Source organism: Bradyrhizobium sp. 192, from assembly GCF_023100965.1.
Lineage (GTDB): Bacteria > Pseudomonadota > Alphaproteobacteria > Rhizobiales > Xanthobacteraceae > Bradyrhizobium > Bradyrhizobium symbiodeficiens.
The window spans coordinates 5884540-5900992 of the sequence record NZ_CP064690.1 but is presented as its reverse complement, the minus strand read 5'-3'; the positions used below and the strand labels follow the sequence as shown (position 1 = coordinate 5900992).

The 16453-nt window shown below is 65.0% G+C and carries 20 protein-coding genes; 15 read left to right on the top strand and 5 right to left on the bottom strand.

Annotated features, from left to right (window positions below; genetic code table 11):
- Positions 1-23 precede the first annotated feature (23 nt).
- Both pcaD and IVB24_RS27630 read right to left on the bottom strand, forming a co-directional pair.
- Entirely contained in the window at positions 24-806 is a 783-nt protein-coding gene (gene pcaD / locus IVB24_RS27635) for a 3-oxoadipate enol-lactonase (RefSeq protein WP_247769689.1), read from the bottom strand.
- Positions 807-904: 98 nt separating this feature from the next.
- Positions 905-2260: a 3-carboxy-cis,cis-muconate cycloisomerase gene (locus IVB24_RS27630; protein WP_247769688.1), complete on the bottom strand. Its 1356-nt coding sequence runs from the start codon at positions 2258-2260 to the stop codon at positions 905-907.
- 173 nt (positions 2261-2433) lie between these two features.
- Between IVB24_RS27630 and IVB24_RS27625 the strand changes: the two genes are divergently transcribed.
- The 11 genes from IVB24_RS27625 to adhP all read left to right on the top strand — a co-directional run bounded on the left by IVB24_RS27625 (position 2434) and on the right by adhP (position 11559).
- Positions 2434-2880 (top strand): carbon monoxide dehydrogenase subunit G, encoded by a 447-nt coding sequence (locus IVB24_RS27625; protein WP_094895595.1) that lies wholly within the window; start codon positions 2434-2436, stop codon positions 2878-2880.
- Between the two features lie 134 nt (positions 2881-3014).
- Positions 3015-3500: a (2Fe-2S)-binding protein gene (locus IVB24_RS27620; RefSeq protein ID WP_008137528.1), complete on the top strand. Its 486-nt coding sequence runs from the start codon at positions 3015-3017 to the stop codon at positions 3498-3500.
- 33 nt (positions 3501-3533) lie between these two features.
- A complete protein-coding gene (locus IVB24_RS27615; RefSeq protein WP_247769687.1) occupies positions 3534-4340 on the top strand; it encodes a xanthine dehydrogenase family protein subunit M in 807 nt (268 codons plus the stop codon).
- A gap of 62 nt (positions 4341-4402) precedes the next feature.
- Positions 4403-5338: a MoxR family ATPase gene (locus tag IVB24_RS27610; protein WP_247769686.1), complete on the top strand. Its 936-nt coding sequence runs from the start codon at positions 4403-4405 to the stop codon at positions 5336-5338.
- Positions 5339-5482: 144 nt separating this feature from the next.
- Positions 5483-6685, top strand: coding sequence for a VWA domain-containing protein (locus tag IVB24_RS27605; protein WP_094972203.1), 1203 nt, complete (start codon positions 5483-5485; stop codon positions 6683-6685).
- A 10-nt stretch (positions 6686-6695) separates the two neighbouring features.
- Positions 6696-7019: an XdhC family protein gene (locus IVB24_RS27600; protein WP_007602422.1), complete on the top strand. Its 324-nt coding sequence runs from the start codon at positions 6696-6698 to the stop codon at positions 7017-7019.
- A gap of 2 nt (positions 7020-7021) precedes the next feature.
- Complete coding sequence (locus IVB24_RS27595; RefSeq protein WP_094972202.1) at positions 7022-7723, top strand: XdhC family protein; 702 nt, start codon at positions 7022-7024, stop codon at positions 7721-7723.
- Complete coding sequence (locus IVB24_RS27590) at positions 7720-9324, top strand: molybdopterin-binding/glycosyltransferase family 2 protein (RefSeq protein WP_247769685.1); 1605 nt, start codon at positions 7720-7722, stop codon at positions 9322-9324. Before IVB24_RS27595 ends, IVB24_RS27590 begins: the two co-directional genes overlap by 4 nt.
- Before the next feature lie 191 nt (positions 9325-9515).
- Entirely contained in the window at positions 9516-9905 is a 390-nt protein-coding gene (locus IVB24_RS27585; RefSeq protein ID WP_094972200.1) for a DUF4189 domain-containing protein, read from the top strand.
- 80 nt (positions 9906-9985) lie between these two features.
- On the top strand, positions 9986-10396 hold the full coding sequence (locus IVB24_RS27580) for a DUF2000 family protein (RefSeq protein ID WP_247769684.1): 411 nt from the start codon (positions 9986-9988) through the stop codon (positions 10394-10396).
- A gap of 137 nt (positions 10397-10533) precedes the next feature.
- Positions 10534-11559 (top strand): alcohol dehydrogenase AdhP, encoded by a 1026-nt coding sequence (adhP, locus tag IVB24_RS27575; RefSeq protein ID WP_140480372.1) that lies wholly within the window; start codon positions 10534-10536, stop codon positions 11557-11559.
- A 4-nt stretch (positions 11560-11563) separates the two neighbouring features.
- Here the strand turns inward: adhP and IVB24_RS27570 are convergent, their stop codons facing one another.
- From IVB24_RS27570 to IVB24_RS27560, 3 genes are read right to left on the bottom strand one after another with little or no spacing between them, the layout of a single operon-like run.
- Positions 11564-11977, bottom strand: a complete 414-nt coding sequence (locus IVB24_RS27570; RefSeq protein WP_094972197.1) for a GFA family protein — start codon at positions 11975-11977, stop codon at positions 11564-11566.
- A 12-nt stretch (positions 11978-11989) separates the two neighbouring features.
- Positions 11990-12454 (bottom strand): SRPBCC domain-containing protein, encoded by a 465-nt coding sequence (locus tag IVB24_RS27565; protein WP_140480371.1) that lies wholly within the window; start codon positions 12452-12454, stop codon positions 11990-11992.
- Positions 12451-12786: a metalloregulator ArsR/SmtB family transcription factor gene (locus IVB24_RS27560; RefSeq protein WP_063195294.1), complete on the bottom strand. Its 336-nt coding sequence runs from the start codon at positions 12784-12786 to the stop codon at positions 12451-12453. The genes IVB24_RS27565 and IVB24_RS27560 overlap by 4 nt, the downstream gene beginning before the upstream one ends.
- Positions 12787-12895: 109 nt before the next feature.
- Here IVB24_RS27560 and IVB24_RS27555 point away from each other — a divergent pair, with 109 nt between their 5' ends.
- The 4 genes from IVB24_RS27555 to IVB24_RS27540 are packed head-to-tail and all read left to right on the top strand — an operon-like array spanning position 12896 to position 16453.
- Positions 12896-13579: a TetR/AcrR family transcriptional regulator gene (locus IVB24_RS27555; RefSeq protein ID WP_244637404.1), complete on the top strand. Its 684-nt coding sequence runs from the start codon at positions 12896-12898 to the stop codon at positions 13577-13579.
- Positions 13576-14364 (top strand): efflux RND transporter periplasmic adaptor subunit, encoded by a 789-nt coding sequence (locus IVB24_RS27550; RefSeq protein WP_094972195.1) that lies wholly within the window; start codon positions 13576-13578, stop codon positions 14362-14364. The genes IVB24_RS27555 and IVB24_RS27550 overlap by 4 nt, the downstream gene beginning before the upstream one ends.
- The gene (locus IVB24_RS27545; RefSeq protein ID WP_140480368.1) at positions 14361-15293 is read left to right on the top strand and encodes an ABC transporter ATP-binding protein; all 933 of its coding nucleotides are present in this window, start codon (positions 14361-14363) and stop codon (positions 15291-15293) included. The genes IVB24_RS27550 and IVB24_RS27545 overlap by 4 nt, the downstream gene beginning before the upstream one ends.
- On the top strand, positions 15290-16453 hold the full coding sequence (locus tag IVB24_RS27540) for an ABC transporter permease (protein ID WP_166475502.1): 1164 nt from the start codon (positions 15290-15292) through the stop codon (positions 16451-16453). The genes IVB24_RS27545 and IVB24_RS27540 overlap by 4 nt, the downstream gene beginning before the upstream one ends.

The following is a 16453-nucleotide window of genomic DNA, read 5'->3' as shown; positions in this document are numbered from 1 at the left end:
CTCGCAATGACGGCGTTCTGCGGTTAGCGCTGCGTCAAAAATCCAACCACCGCATCCGTGAACGCGTGCGGCTGCTCGACGTTGGAAATATGCGCGGCGTCGATGATGGTCATGCTGGCGCCCGGAATCCTCGAGCGGATCAACTCGCCCGCCGAGATCGGCGTCGCCATGTCGTGACGGCCGGCGATCACCAGCGTCGGACTCTTGATCTTGGGAAGCAACTCGCGCTGGTCGAGCGTCGACAGCGCCTCGCAGCAGGCGAGATAGCCTTCGACGGGGGAGGTGAGCAGCATCGATTTCATCCTCGCGGTGATGTCGGGCTCGCGGTCACGGAAATCCTGCGTCAGCCATCCCGCGATCACGGCATCGGCGACCGCAGCGATGCCGTCCTTCTTCACGGCGTCGATGCGCTCCAGCCATTTGGTCGGTTCGGCATAGTAACAGGAGGTATTGGCGAGGATGAGCTTGCCGAAGCGCTCCGGCGCGTTGGCGCCGAGCCATTGCCCGACCATGCCGCCCATCGACAGGCCGCACCAGTGCACTTTCTCGATGTTGAGATCGTCGAGGATCGCCAGCACGTCGCGGCCGAAGCGCTCCATCGAGTAGGGGCCGGGCGGAACGTTCGACTTGCCGTGGCCGCGGCGGTCGTAGCGGATGACGCGGAACACCTGCGTCAGCGCCTTCATCTGCGGCTCCCACATCTGCAGCGTGCAGCCGAGCGAATTGGAGAGCATCAGCGTCGGCCCGCCGTCGCGGCCCTCGACGGAGACGTTGAGCAGGCATCCGTCGGCATCGATCATGGGCATGGGTTACTCCTCGTCATGCGCGGGCTTGACCCGCGCATCCATCTAGAAAGTGAATCTATCCAAGATGATGGATTGCCGGGGCAAGCCCGGCAATGACATCAAGGGAGATCCAGTGAAGCGAGCAGCCGGTCGATCAGGGCCTGGGAAGCCCCTTGATAGGCCATCGGCTCGAACAATGCCGCAATTTTTTCTGGCGAAAGATGCGCCGTGACCTGCGAATCGGCCGACAACACCTCGCGCAGATGTTTCTTCTCGGCAACCGCGCGCTTGCTGGCGGCCTCGATGAGATGATGTGCGTCGCTCTTGCCGATCTTGGCGGCCAGCGCGAAGGTGACCGCCTCCGCCATAATCAGCCCGTGCGTCGCATCCAGATTGCTGCGCATGCGCGCGGCGTCGACGTCCAGGCCCTCTGCGATGTCGACGATGGCGGCCAGCGCCCCCGAGGTAACCAGCATCAATTGCGGCAGCGTCGGCCATTCCGCATGCCAGGGGCCGGCGCTGCGCTCGTGGTCCTGCACCTGGGCTGCGAATATCGTCGCGGCAAGCTGCGGAGCCATCGTGGCAGCGCCCAGCGCGCTTGCGGCGGCGACCGGGTTGCGCTTGTGCGGCATGGTCGAGGAGCCGCCGCGGCCTTCGCCTGCCGGCTCGAACGCTTCGCCGACGTCGGTCTGCATCATCAGCGAGACGTCGCGCGCGATCTTGCCGCAGCTGCCGGCGAGGATCGCGAGGCATGAGGCGGCCTCCGCGATCCGGTCGCGATGGGTATGCCATGGCGCTTCCGGCAGCGGCAGGTTCAGCTCCTGCGCCAGCCGTTCGGCTACTGCCAGCCCCTTGTCGCCGAGGGCCGCGAGCGTGCCGGCAGCGCCGCCGAATTGCAAGGCGAGGCCCTCGCGGCGAAGCCGCCGCAGGCGGCAGCGCGAGCGGGCGAGGCTTGCGGCATATTCGGCAGCTTTCAGGCCGAAGGGCATTGGCAATGCGTGCTGGAGCCAGGTCCGAGCCACCATCGCAGTGTGGCGATGGGCTCGTGCCAGTGCGGCAAAGCCCTTGATGGCACGGCTGAGGTCGGTGTCCAGAGCGTCGAGACCGGCGCGAAGCGTGAGCATGGTCGCGGTGTCGATGACGTCCTGGCTGGTTGCGCCCCAATGCACATAGCGTGCGGCCTCGGTGTCGGCCTTGCCGACATTGGTGGTCAGCATCTTGACCAGGGGAATCGCCAGATTGCCCGATCGCGTCGCGGCCTCGGCCAGTGCCGCCATGTCAAAGGAATCAGCCTTGCAGGCGGCCTCGATGGACCCGACAGCAGAGGCCGGAATGACGTCCGTGGCGGCCTCCGCGCGTGCCAGGGCTGCCTCGAAATCGAGCATGTTCTGCAGGGTCGAGCGGTCATCGCAGACCGCGCGCATGACGGCGCTCGACAGCATCGGTGCGAGCAGGGGGGAGAGGGAAGTGCTCATATTGCGCGCGACCTAATCACCATGGCCCGGCCCTGCCAATCCCCAACCGGGCGCACGCGTCTTTTTGCAGTTGCGAATATGCATTGCACTTGACCGGCCGCCACCCTTTCCTTTGCCGCGTCCCTGCGTTACTTGATCAGCATTATAAGTTACGCGATCCGGGAGGCACCCTCATGGCCATGACGATGAACGGCGAAGTCCAGCTTGCGGCGCCGCGCGAGGCCGTGTGGGCCAAGCTCAACGATCCCGAGGTGCTGAAGGCCTGCATCCCCGGCTGCGAGGAGCTCGAGAGGACCGAGGACGGCGGCTTTCGCGCTACGGCGAAAATGAAGGTCGGCCCGGTCTCGGCGCGCTTCAAGGGCAAGGTCACGCTTTCCGATCTCGATCCGCCGAACGGCTATCGGATCTCGGGCGAGGGCGAGGGCGGGGTCGCCGGCTTCGCCAAGGGTGGCGCGGTGGTCAAGCTGGCGGAGAAGGACGGCGGCACGCTGCTGTCCTACGAGGTCGAGGCGCAGATCGGCGGCAAGTTGGCGCAGCTCGGCCAGCGCCTCATCAACGGCGCCGCCAAAAAGCTCGCCGACGAATTTTTCGCGAACTTCGCCAAGGCGGTACAGGGCTGAAGGTCAGCGCCTTCGGCATGGCGCCTTGCGCCCCGGGTGATGTTGCCCCGGGGCATAATGGCCCATATGATGGGTTGGAATAATTATAAGAACCGCTTCGACGGGACCCGTCGGGGCGCTGATAGAGAGTGCTTATGGCAAAAATCTCCCTCATCGTGAACGGCAATCCAGTCACGGCCAACGTCGATCCCCGCACCCTCCTGGTGCAGTTCCTGCGCGAAAATTTGCGCCTGACCGGCACCCATGTCGGCTGCGATACCTCGCAGTGCGGCGCCTGCGTCGTGCATCTCGACGGCAAGGCCGTGAAGTCCTGCACCACACTGGCGGTGATGGCCGACGGTCATGAGGTCAAGACGATCGAAGGGCTGGCCGCCGACGGCGCGCCGTTGCATCCGATGCAGGAGGCCTTCCGCGAGCACCATGGCCTGCAGTGCGGCTTTTGCACGCCGGGCATGATCATGACCGCGATCGACATCGTGCACCGCAAGGGCAACGAGCTCGACGACCATACGATCCGGGAAGAACTGGAAGGCAATCTCTGCCGCTGCACCGGCTACCAGAACATCGTCGCCTCGATCTCCGCCGGCGCCAAGGCGATGGCGAAATCCGATCTCGCCTAAAGCGCGCAACGATCCCGCGATCAGGACATTCAGATGTACGAATTCAAATATCATCGCCCCGGGACCGTGCGGCAGGCCGCCAACCTCCTGGTGAAGAACGAAGACGCCAAGATCATCGCCGGCGGCCACACGCTGATTCCCGTGATGAAGCAGCGCCTCGCGAGCCCCCCGCATCTGGTCGACCTCTCCCATATCGAGGGGCTCAACACGATCGAGATGAAGGGCCGTTCGCTGGTGATCGGCGCTACCGCCAAGCATGCCGAGGTCGCAGGCTCCGCGATCGTGGGTGAAGCCATTCCGGCGCTTGCGAATCTCGCCAGCCAGATCGGCGACCCGGCCGTGCGTCACAAGGGTACGATCGGCGGCTCGCTCGCCAACAACGACCCGACCGCGGACTATCCGGTTGCCGTGCTGGCGCTGGGCGCCACCATCGTCACCAACAAGCGCCGCCTCAAGGCCGAGGAGTATTTTCAGGGCCTGTTCACGACGGCGCTCGAAGCCGACGAGATCATCACCAAGGTGATGTTCCCGCTGCCGAAGAAGGCCGCCTACATCAAGTTCCGCAACCAGGCCTCGCGCTATGCGCTGGTCGGCGTGTTCGTGGCGCGGCGTCCGTCGGACGTGCGGGTTGCCGTCACCGGCGCCGGCTCCGAAGGCGTGTTCCGCGTCACCGCGTTCGAGGAAGCGCTGAAGAAGCGCTTCGCCGCGAAGGCGCTCGACGGCATCGAGGTGCCGGCCGAGGGCCTCAACAGCGATATTCACGGCAGCGCCGAATACCGCGCGCATCTCATCGGCGTGCTGACGCGGCGCGCCGTCGATGCTGCCAACGCCAAGGAGTGAGGTGATCTCACGCCTCGGCCCAAACTTGTCCCCGGTGAGGGCATAGCGAGACTGGCTTTTTCATGACTTCAGCGGCCAATACTTCCGGGGCCAATACTTCAGTTGGCTTGCCGGCATCGGTCGACGCGATGCTCGAACTCCTGACCTCGCGCGGCTATCTCGCGGAGCGGTCGCTGGCGACGGTGACCTACCTCTCGCTGCGGATGGGCCGGCCGCTGTTCCTGGAAGGCGAGGCCGGCGTCGGCAAGACCGAGATCGCCAAGGTCTTGTCCGCTGCGCTGGGGCGGAAGCTGATCCGCCTGCAATGCTACGAAGGTCTCGACGTCTCGTCCGCGGTCTACGAGTGGAATAGCGCCGCGCAGATGATCGCGATCCGGATGGCGGAAGCCGCCGGCGACACCGACCGCGACCAGTTGTCGAGCGACATCTTCGCCGACCGCTACATGATCAAGCGGCCGCTGCTCCAGGCGCTCGAGCCCGACGTCGCGGGACCGCCGGTGCTGCTGATCGACGAGCTCGATCGCGCCGACGAGGCGTTCGAGGCGTATCTGCTCGAAATCCTCAGCGACTTCCAGGTCACGATCCCCGAATTCGGTACCGTCAAGGCGCCACATCCGCCGATCGTCATCATCACCTCCAACCGCACCCGAGAGATTCACGACGCGCTGAAGAGGCGCTGTCTTTATCACTGGGTCGATTATCCCGCCGCGGAGCGCGAGCTCGCGATCGTCAAGTCGCGCGTGCCCGGCATCTCCGCCAAACTGTCGCAGCAGGTCGTTCGCTTTGTCCAGGCTTTGCGTAACCAGGACTTCTACAAGTCGCCGGGCGTCGCCGAGACCATCGACTGGGCCACAGCGCTGTCCGAACTCGATGCCCGCTCGCTGACCCCGCAAGTGGTCGGCGACACGCTAGGCGCGTTGCTCAAGTACCAGGACGACATCACCCGCATGCAGGGCGACACCTTGCAGAAGGTGCTGAAGGAAGCGACGAGCGATTAGCCGGTCATTCCGGGGCGCGCGTCAGCGCGAGCTATGGTGCGCAATTGCGCACCTGAGAATCCATCGGGCTTCAGAGACGGTGGACGAATGGATTCCGGGTTCACGCTTCGCGTGCCCCGGAATGACGACCGAGAGTGTTGAACCATGGCCATCAACCACCTTGCCCCCGAGCAGACCGAGCAATTCGCCGACAACATCGTCGGCTTCGCCCGCGCGCTCCGCTCTGCCGGCATGCCGGTCGGTCCCGGCGCCGTCATCGATGCCATGAGCGCGCTGCAGGTGATCGACATCGGCAACCGCGCTGACGTCTTCACCACGCTGGAGGCGATCTTCGTCAAGCGTCATGAGCATGCGCTGATCTTCAAGCAGGCCTTCAACCTGTTCTTCCGTGCCTCGGAAGAATGGAAGCACATGCTGGATTCGGTGCCGCTGCCGGACGAGGCCAAGAAGAAGCCGCAGGCCGGCTCCCGCCGCGTGCAGGAGGCGATGTCACAGCCGCGCATGACCGAGACGCCGCAGCATCAGGAGCAGGATCTGCGCCTGTCGGTGTCCGACAGGGAAATCCTCCAGAAGAAGGATTTTGCACAGATGAGCGCCGCGGAGATCGCCGAGGCGCTGCGTGCCGTCGAGCGGATGCGGCTGCCGCAGGCCGAACTCCTGACGCGCCGCCACCGGCCTGATGCTCGCGGGCTGCGCCTCGACCTGCGCCGCACGCTGCGCGCCTCCTTGCGAACCGGCGGCGATATCGTGGATATCCATCGCCTCGGTCGGATCGAGAAGCCGGCGCCGATCGTGGCGCTGCTCGATATTTCGGGCTCGATGAGCGAGTACACCCGCCTGTTCCTGCATTTCCTCCATGCCGTCGGCGATGCGCGCAAGCGCGTCTCGGTGTTCCTGTTCGGCACCCGGCTCACCAACGTTACCCGCGCGCTGCGCCAGCGTGATCCCGACGAGGCGTTGGCGAACTGCTCGGCCTCGGTCGAGGACTGGGCCGGCGGCACCCGGATCTCGGCCTCGCTGCACAACTTCAACAAATTGTGGGCGCGGCGCGTGCTGAGCCAGGGCGCCATCGTGCTGCTGATATCGGACGGGCTGGAGCGGGAGGCGGACTCCAAGCTTGCCTTCGAGATGGACCGGCTGCACCGGTCATGCCGGCGGCTGATCTGGCTCAACCCGCTGCTGCGGTTCGGCGGCTTCGAGGCCAAGGCCCAGGGCATCAAAATGATGCTCCCGCACGTTGACGAATTCCGCCCGGTACATAATTTGAGTTCGATCCAGGAGCTGATTACGACGCTCTCGCGGCCGCTGCCGCCGCATCATCGCAACCTGATCCGTTCCGCAGCTTGAGAGGTAGGCCATGCTCGATCGCGACGAGGACATTCTGAAGGCGGCGGAGGACTGGCAGAAGGCCGGCCGCGGCGTCGCGCTCGCCACCGTGGTGGAGACCTGGGGTTCGGCGCCGCGCCCGGCGGGCTCCAGCCTCGTCATCAACGACGAGGGCACGTTCCTGGGCTCGGTCTCCGGCGGCTGCGTCGAGGGCGCCGTGGTCACCGAGGCCATGGACGTGATCCAGAGCGGCAAGCCGCGGATGCTGGAGTTCGGCGTCGCCGACGAGACCGCCTGGAACGTCGGGCTGTCCTGCGGCGGCACCATCCGCGTCTTCGTCGAGAAAGTGGGTTAGCCGTGAAGCTCGCAATCCTGCATGAACTGAACGCCGAGCGGGCCGCGCGCCGACCGGTGATTCTGGTGACCGACACTGAGAGCGGCGAGCAGCGCCTGGTGAAATCAGCTGATTTCGCCAAGGATCCGCTGCGCGCGGAACTGGACAAGCAGCTCCGCATGGGCAAGAGCGCCAGTGTCGAGGCCGGCGGCAAGAAGCTGTTCCTCAACGTCTATGCGCCGACCGCGAAGCTCGTTATCGTCGGCGCGGTCCATATCAGCCAGGCCCTGGCGCCGCTGGCGCGCTCGCTCGGCTACGACGTCACGGTCGTGGATCCGCGCACGGCGTTTGCGAGCCCCGAGCGCTTCCCCGATATTCCGCTGGTGGCCGAATGGCCGGACACCGCGCTGCCGCCGCTCAATGTCGATGCCTACACCGCCTTCGTCGCGGTGACGCACGATCCCAAGATCGACGATCCGGCACTGCTGCACGCCTTCGAGCGCGGCTGCTTCTATATCGGCGCGCTCGGCTCGCGGAAGACGCACGCCAAGCGCGGCGACCGGCTGCGGGCGCAGGGCGCCAAGGAAAGCGACATCGCGCGCATTCACGCGCCCATTGGTCTCGCGATCGGCGCCGTCTCCCCGTCCGAGATCGCGGTGTCGATCATGGCGGAGATCACCGCGGTGCTCCGCCTGCCACCTAAGGAAAAAGAAGAGGCGGCATGAAATTCGGCCCCGCGAGTCCCAAGGATGCAATCGGCGGCGTAACCGTCCACACGCTGCGCCAGGGACCGCTGGTGCTGAAGAAGGGGACGACGATCGGCGCCGCCGAGGTTGAGGCGCTGGAGCGCGCCGGCATCAAGGACATCGTCGTGGTGCGCATGGAGGCGGGCGACGTCTCCGAGGACGTTGCGGCCGCCAGCATCGCGCTGGCCGTCGGCGGCGATGGCATCCATGTCGAGCGGGCCTTCACCGGCCGCGCCAATCTGTTCGCCGCGCGCCCGGGCGTGCTGGTGATCGACCGCGCCGCGGTCGACCGCATCAACAACATCGAAGAGGCCATCACCTTTGCGACGCTCACCGCGTACAAACCGGTGGTCGAGGGTGAGATGGTCGGCACCGTCAAGATCATCCCCTTCGGCGTCGAAGGCAGTTTGCGCGATGCCGCGGTGAAGGCGGCCGGCAAGGACGTGCTGAAAATCGCGCCCTACGTGATCAAGTGCGTCGGCGTGGTCTCGACGCTGCTGCCGGGCCTCTCGTCCAAAGTGATCGACAAGACGCTGCGCGTCACCGCCGAGCGGCTCGCGCCGGCCGGTGCCAGCATCATCGCCGAGCGGCGCGTGCCGCACGAGGAGCAGGCGCTGTCGGCCGCGATCAAGGAATTGCTCGGCCTCGGTGCCGAGCTCGTCATCGTGTTCGGCGCGTCCGCAATCGCCGATCGTCGTGACGTGATCCCCGCGGCCGTCACGGGGATCGGCGGCGAGATCGAGCATTTCGGCATGCCGGTCGATCCCGGTAATCTCCTGCTGATCGCGCGCGCGGGCGGCGTGCCGGTGCTGGGCGCACCGGGCTGCGCGCGCTCGCCGGTCGAGAATGGCTTTGACTGGGTCTTGATGCGGCTCCTCGCCGGCATCAAGGTGACGCGGTCCGAGCTGATGGGCATGGGCGTCGGCGGCCTGCTGATGGAGATCGTGACGCGTCCGCAGCCGCGCGCGACGCCCGAGATCGAGGGCAATAGCCGCGTCGCCGCCATCGTGCTGGCGGCGGGACGCTCGACCCGGATGGGCGGACCGAACAAGCTGCTCGCCGAACTCGACGGCAAGAAGCTGGTGCGGATCGCGACCGAGCAGGCGCTGGCGTCGAAAGCATCCGAGGTGATCGTGGTCACGGGCCATCAGACAGAGCTGATCGAGCAGGCGTTGCAAGGCCTGAAGGTGCGGTTTGTCAAGAATCCAGATTTCGCCGGCGGGATCGCCAGCTCGGTCAAGGCCGGCATCGCTGCCGTCCCCGAAACTTGCGACGGCGCCGTGGTGTGCTTGGGCGACATGCCGCTGATCGATGCCGGCCTGATCGACCGTCTCATCGACGGCTTTGCGCCGGATCGCGGCAATCTCATCGTCGTGCCCGTGAGTGAAGGCCGCCGCGGCAATCCCGTGCTGTGGTCGCGCCGCTTTTTCAAGGAATTAATGACGCTCGACGGCGACGTCGGCGCGCGCCATTTGATCGCCAAGCACGCCGAGGCCGTGGCCGAAGTGCCGGTCGATGGCGAGAGCGCCTTCCTCGACATCGACACGCCGCAGGCGCTGGAGGCGGCCCGAGGCGGATAGTGACTCTTGTAGGGTGGGTTAGCGAAGCGTAACCCACCGCTTCAGCGATCGCGGAACGAAGTTGGTGGATGACGGTTCGCTAATCCACCCTACGACATCTTACTATCCTCCGATTTCAACCGCCCGTTCACCATCTGGAAATAACCGCCGCCTAGAGTTCCTCCACCTGCCTTGGGGGGAGGGGATTCTCCATGTCTTCGAACGCCGTCGCGCGCCGTTGCGCGATGTTTTGCTTTGTCTTGTCAGTTGCCGTCACGGGCGCCCGCTACATCACCGAAGCTCATGCCGCCGGCGCGATTGCAGTCGGCAAGTGCGGCGCTTATGGCCAGGCTTTTGATTACGGCCATGAGCACGAAGCGCGTGCCGCGGCGCAGAAGCAGTGCAAGGGCGATTGCACGACCGTGACGATGAAGCGCGCCTGCGCCGCGATGTCGGTCGATCTCGCCAACCCCTGCGGCGCGTATGGCTATGCGGTCAAGCCGAAGATCTCTGCCTCGCTCAACGCCGCCACGCGCGAATGCTACAAATACGGCGGCAAGGAATGCGTGATCCGCGCCTGGGCTTGCGACGCCAAGGGTTGATTTTTCGAGCGCTGATTCTTCTTGCCGTCATTCCAGGGCGATGCGTAGCATCGAATCCGGAATGGCAATTGAGGAACCACATGCAATTCGATACCAAGATCGCGGTCGTGATCCGTACCGATCTTCAAGCCTGGCAAAAGCTCAACGTCGCGTCCTTCCTCACCAGCGGCATCGCCGCGGCTTTTCCCGAATGCATCGGCGAAGCCTATGAAGACGCATCAGCCACGAAATATCATGCGCTGATCGGACAGCCGATCCTGATCTACGGCGCCGACGGTCCGGCGTTGTCGCGCGCGCTGGACCGCGCGCTGGCGCGCAACGTCAAGCCGGCGGTCTATACCGAGGACATGTTCAGCACCACGCACGATGCGGCCAATCGCGAGGCGGTGAGGTCGGTGGCGCGCAACGATCTCAATCTCGTCGGCATCGCCATGCGCGCCGAGCGCAAGGTGATCGACAAGATTGTCGACGGCCTGAAGTTCCATAGCTGACACGCCGGCATCCGCACGTCGTCATCATGGTGTCATGATGGGGCCGGCTTGCGCAAACTTTGTGCGGTTTGACACCAATCAAGGGTGAGCTGTCAGGCCTCGCTAGTCTACTCCGCATATTGCAATGGAGCAGACAGATGCCCACCATGAAAGCCGCAATCGTCAAGCAATTCGGCAAGCCACTGGTGATCGAGGACGTGCCGGTGCCGCAGCCTGGTCCGGGCGAGATTCTGGTCAAGGTGAAGGCCTGCGGCGTCTGTCACACCGATCTGCATGCAGCCTCTGGCGACTGGCCGGTGAAGCCGGTACCGCCCTTCATTCCCGGCCACGAGGCAGCCGGCATCGTCGCCGCGCTCGGGCCCGGTGTAAGGAATTTGAAAGTCGGAGATGCCGTCGGAGTCGCCTGGCTGCACGACGCCTGCATGTCTTGCGAATATTGCGAGACCGGCTGGGAGACGCTCTGCGAGCACCAGCACAATACCGGCTACAGCGTGAACGGCGGCTTCGCCGAATATGTCATCGCCTCGGCCGCCTTCGCTGCAAAGCTGCCGGCGACGGTCGACTTTGCCGCCATTGCGCCGATCCTGTGCGCCGGCGTCACCACCTACAAGGGCTTGAAGGAGACTGAGGCCAGGCCCGGCGAGTGGGTCGTGATCTCAGGCATCGGCGGGCTTGGCCATGTCGCGATCCAGTACGCCAAGGCGATGGGGCTCAAGGTCGCGGCCGTCGATATCGCTGAGGACAAGCTGGAGCTGGCGCGCGAGACCGGCGCCGATCTCGCGGTCAACGCGCTCGAAGCCGGCGCCGTCGACAAGGTTCTTGCGGCAACCGGTGGCGGGGCCCACGGCGTGTTGGTGACGGCGGTCTCGACCGCGGCGTTCGCGCAGGCGCTGAAGATGGTTCGCCGCAAGGGCACCGTCAGCCTCGTCGGCCTGCCGCCGGGCGAATTCCCGACGCCGATCTTCGACGTCGTGCTCAAGCGCATCACGGTGCGCGGCTCCATCGTCGGCACGCGGCGCGACCTCGACGAAGCCGTCGCATTCGCCACCGACGGCAAGGTCAAGGCCGAGGTGACGAAGGTGCCGCTCGCGCAGATCAACGACGTCTTCGACCGGATGAAGGCCGGCAAGATTGATGGTCGTATGGTGCTTGATTTCGGCTAGCGCCTCATCCAGGCGGCATGCCTTCGAACTTGACCAGGCCGGGATCGAGGTGATCCCAGCCGTGACCGCGCGCGGCGTAGGTGACAGCCTGCGGCCTGTAGCGGGCGGGCTCGTCGAGGCTTGCGGCGCGGATGGTGAAGATGTCGGGCATCGCCGCAAAGGTCAGGTAGACCGCGACACCGCACAGCGGGCAGAAGCCGCGCGTCTTCACATTGCCACTGTCGCCGACCATGTCCCAATGCCCAGCCTCGCCAGTGATCGTGACGCCGGCCCGTGCGAACGTCGCGTACGAGCCGTGGCCACTGCCGCTTTCCCGCTGACAGTCTCGGCACTGACAATGATTACTGAAGAAGGGCTCACCGGCAATCGAATAGCGGATTGCGCCGCAGGCGCAGCCGCCGGTATAGGGCTTTTCCATCGCGATGCTTCCTCACTTGTCTTCGCCGGAGATGGCATCGAGCCGCTGCAGCACCTTGACCCAGCCGTCGCTCATGTTGCGATAAGCCGTGTCGTTCGTCGGCGTCACGAAGCCCGAATGCACCACGCGCACGCGCGTCCCTGCTTCGACCGGCGTGAGGGACCAGGTGACGACGGTGTCGAGCGCCGAGCCGTAGCCGGTATTGCTGGCGTCGCCGCCCTTCCAGGCATAGGCGAAGCGTTGGTTCGGCACGACCTCCAGAACGCGGCAATGGATCGTGCCATCCCACGCGCCGGCCGGATTGGTCTTGAAGGTGAAGGTATTGCCTTCGACCGCCTCGAAACCGGTCGGCGGCATCAGCCAGCGCGCGATCAGCTGGGCGCTGGTCAGCGCCTTCCAGATCGTCGCGGCGGCGTGAGGGAAGACCTCGTCGATGACGATGTCCTGGGTCTGGATATTGGAAGCAACAGCACTCACGGATCGATCTCCTTCAAGAGGTCACGCAGATTCTGGAAGCGCTCGCGCCAGAACACGCCGTAATGGTCCATCCAGGTGACCAGCGGTTCGAGTCCCTGCGGCGCGGCGCGGTAATAGACGTTGCGGCCCTCGGCGCGCTCGGCGACGAGGCCCGCCTGTTTCAGCGACTTCAGGTGCTGCGAGATCGCGCCCTGTGTCACGCCGCTGCCGCGCGTCAGTTCGGCGACGGTGATCTCCTTGCTTTCGAACACGCGCTCGAACACGGCCCGGCGGGTCGGGTCGGCGAGGGCGCGCATCACGGTGGTGACGGGGTTTGGAGCGGCTTCGATCATACCTTTCAATTAGCCAGTGCTAATACATTAGTCAAGACTAATTCGATCGTTCGCCGCACACTCTAGCCGCATCTTGACTATGACTGACTGGTCAGTCATAATCTGAGCCATGAGAAAGCCGACCAAGCTGGCCGACAAGTCTGCACAGAATGCGAGGCCTGCGTCCGTAGCCCGCGGAGAGGTGCCTGCATCGAACCGCGCTACGCGGGCGCAGGAGCGGCGCGCGGCGATCGTGGACGCCGCGATGGAGGAGTTCATCGCCCGCGGATTTGCCGCAACGCGACTCGACGACATCGCCAAGCGTGCCGGCGTCGCCAAGGGCACGATCTACCTGCACTTCAAGGACAAGGAATCGATGTTCGAGGAGCTGGTGCGCATCGTCATCGTGCCCGTCGTGGCGCGGCTGACTGCGCTGCCGCCGCCGACGGGATCGGTGCGCGACCTCATCGAGGCCTTTGCCGGCAATTTCCTGAAAGAAGTCATCGGCACCCGGCGCGGCGACCTGGTGCGGCTGATCGTGGCGGAGGGGCCGCGCTTTCCGGCCGTCGCCGACTTCTACTACCGCGAGGTCGTCTCGCGCGGGATCGCCGCCATGCGCGCGCTGATCGAGCTGGGCATCGCCCGCGGCGAGATCCGGGAGAAGGACCTCGCGCGCTATCCGCAGATCCTGGTCGCGCCGGCGATGATCGCGGTGATCTGGCAAAGCCTGTTTGCGCGGCACGCGCCGCTCGACGCGCAGGAGATGCTGCGCGTCCATCTCGATTTGATTTTTGGCGAACGGAGGACGACATGAGGTCGTCACGGGTATTTTCTGTAGTTGCATTGGCGCTCGTGCTCGCAACCGGCCTTACCGGCTGCAACGACAAGCGCGATCCCGGCTTTCAGGGCTGGGTCGAGGCCGACATGATTTTCGTCAGCCCCGATGAAGCCGGTCGGGTCACGAAGCTCAATGTCCGCGAGGGTGATGAAGTCAAGGTCGGCGATGCCCTCTATTCCGTCGACGACGACCTCCAGCTCGCCGATCTCAACCAGCAAAAGGCGACGCTTGCCAACGCGCAGCAGACCTATGATCGCGCGGCCTCGCTGAGCAAGACTGGCTCGGGCACGCAGGCCAATCTCGACTCCGCCGTGTCGTCCCTGCGTGTCGCGGAAGCACGGGTGGTGACGTCGGAGACGCGGATGGCGCGGCGCAAGGGCTTTGCGCCTGTTGCCGGCACCATCCAGCAGATCTATTTCCGCGAGGGCGAGATGGTGGCGGCGCAGCGCCCGGTGCTGTCGATCATGCCGCCCGGCAACATGAAGCTGCGCTTCTTCGTGCCGGAGACCCAACTGCCGAAGCTTGCGATCGGCGATACGGTGCGCATCTCCTGCGACAATTGCGCGGCCGATCTCACCGCAAAGATCTACTTCATAGCGACCTCGGCCGAATACACCCCGCCTGTCATCTACAGCCTCGATGAGCGCAACAAGCTGGTCTATCTGATCCAGGCGCGGCCCTCGCGCCCCGACGCGCTGCGGGTTGGACAGCCGATCGACGTCTATCTCAATCCGAAGACCCCGATGGCGGACAAGCGATGAACGGCGGCAACGGCATCGCAATCGACGTCAAGGGGCTGACCAAATCGTTCGGCGGCCGCGAGGTCGTGCACGATCTGTCGATGCAGGTGAAGCGCGGCTCGATCTACGGCTTCCTTGGCCCCAACGGCTCGGGCAAGACCACGACCATCCGTATCCTCTGTGGACTGCTCACGCCCGATAGCGGCGAGGGCACCTGTCTCGGCTACGACATTTTGCGCGACGCCGAAAAGATCAAGCGCCAGGTCGGCTACATGACCCAGCGCTTCAGCCTGTATCAGGACCTCTCGGTGCGGGAAAATCTCGAATTCGTCGCGCGCCTCTACGGTCTTGCCGACGCGCGCGGCGCCGCGCGCGATATGGTCAAGCGGCTCGGACTATCCGGGCGCGAGGAGCAGCTTGCGGGCGAACTCTCCGGCGGCTGGAAGCAGCGGTTGGCGCTGGGGGCCTGTACGCTACCCAATCCGCAATTGCTGCTGCTGGACGAGCCGACGGCGGGCGTCGATCCCAAGGCGCGGCGCGATTTCTGGAACGAGATCCACGCGCTCGCGGCCGACGGCCTCACTGTGCTGGTCTCCACCCATTACATGGACGAAGCCGAGCGCTGCCATGAGATCGCCTACATCGCCTACGGCCATCTGCTCGCGCACGGCACGGTCGAGCAGGTGATCGCGAAATCCGCGCTGACGACCTACACTGTGACGGGCGAGGGGCTGAACGAACTCGCTGCCGGGCTCACCGGCAAGCCCGGGATCGACATGGTGGCGCCGTTCGGCACCTCGCTGCATGTTTCCGGCCGCGACGTGGCCGCGCTCGAAGCCAGCATCGCGCCGTGGCGGGGAAAAAGCGGCTTGCATTGGCACCAATCGTCGCCATCGCTGGAAGACGTGTTCATCGAACTGATGGGTCGCTCCAAGGACAATTTCCAATGAGTGCCGTCGACCATCCCGCGCCGCGCCGCGAAATCCGCGAGCGCTTCGGTTTCCTGCGGCGCTCTTATGCAATGCTGATCAAGGAGTTCATCCAGCTCAAGCGTGACCGCGTGTCGTTCGCGATGATCGTGATGCTGCCGGTGATGCAGCTGATGCTGTTCGGCTATGCCATCAACACCACGCCGCACCATCTGCCGAGCGCGGTGCTGCTGCAGGAGGACTCCGATCTCGCCCGCTCGATCCTGAAGGCTCTCGAGAACACGGCCTATTTCCGCTTCCTCTACGAAGTCCATGATGTCGAGGATTTCGACAACCTCCTGAAATCCGGCAAGGTGCTGTTCGGCGTGGAGATCCCGCGCGGCTTCGAGCGCGCGGTGCGGCGTGGTGACAGGCCGGCGCTGCTGGTGGCGGCCGACGCCACCGATCCGGTGGCGGCCAGCGCGGCGATCGGTTCGCTCGGCATGATCGTGCAGACCGCGCTCAAGCACGATCTCTATATCGGCGATCCCCCGGAGATGCCGTTCGAGATCCGCGCGCACGCCCGCTACAACCCGGCCGCATCCTCCAGCCTCAACATCGTGCCGGGTCTCGTCGGCACCATCCTCACCATGACCATGCTGATCTTCACCGCGCTGTCGGTCACGCGCGAGGTCGAGCGCGGCACCATGGAGAGCCTGCTCTCGATGCCGATCAAGCCGGTCGAGGTGATGTTCGGCAAGATCGTGCCTTACGTGCTGGTCGGCTTCCTGCAGGCCTTCCTCATCATCGGCATCGGCGTCGGCCTGTTCGGCGTCCCCGTGCTCGGCAATCTGTTTCTGCTGGCACTGCTCTCGACACTGTTCATCACCACCAATTTGTCGATCGGCTACACGATCTCGACCGTGGTGCAGAACCAGCTCCAGGCCATGCAGATGTCGATGATGTTCTTCCTGCCGAGCATTCTGCTGTCCGGCTTCATGTTCCCATTCGCGGGCATGCCGACCTGGGCGCAATATGTCGGCGAATGCCTGCCGCTGACCCACTATCTGCGCATCGTCCGCGCCATCATGCTGAAGGGGGCGAGCATGCAGAATCTGCGCTTCGACACCCTGGCGCTGGCGGCCCTGATGCTGCTCGCCATGACCATCGCCGTGACGCGCTTCCGCCGCACGCTGGATTGA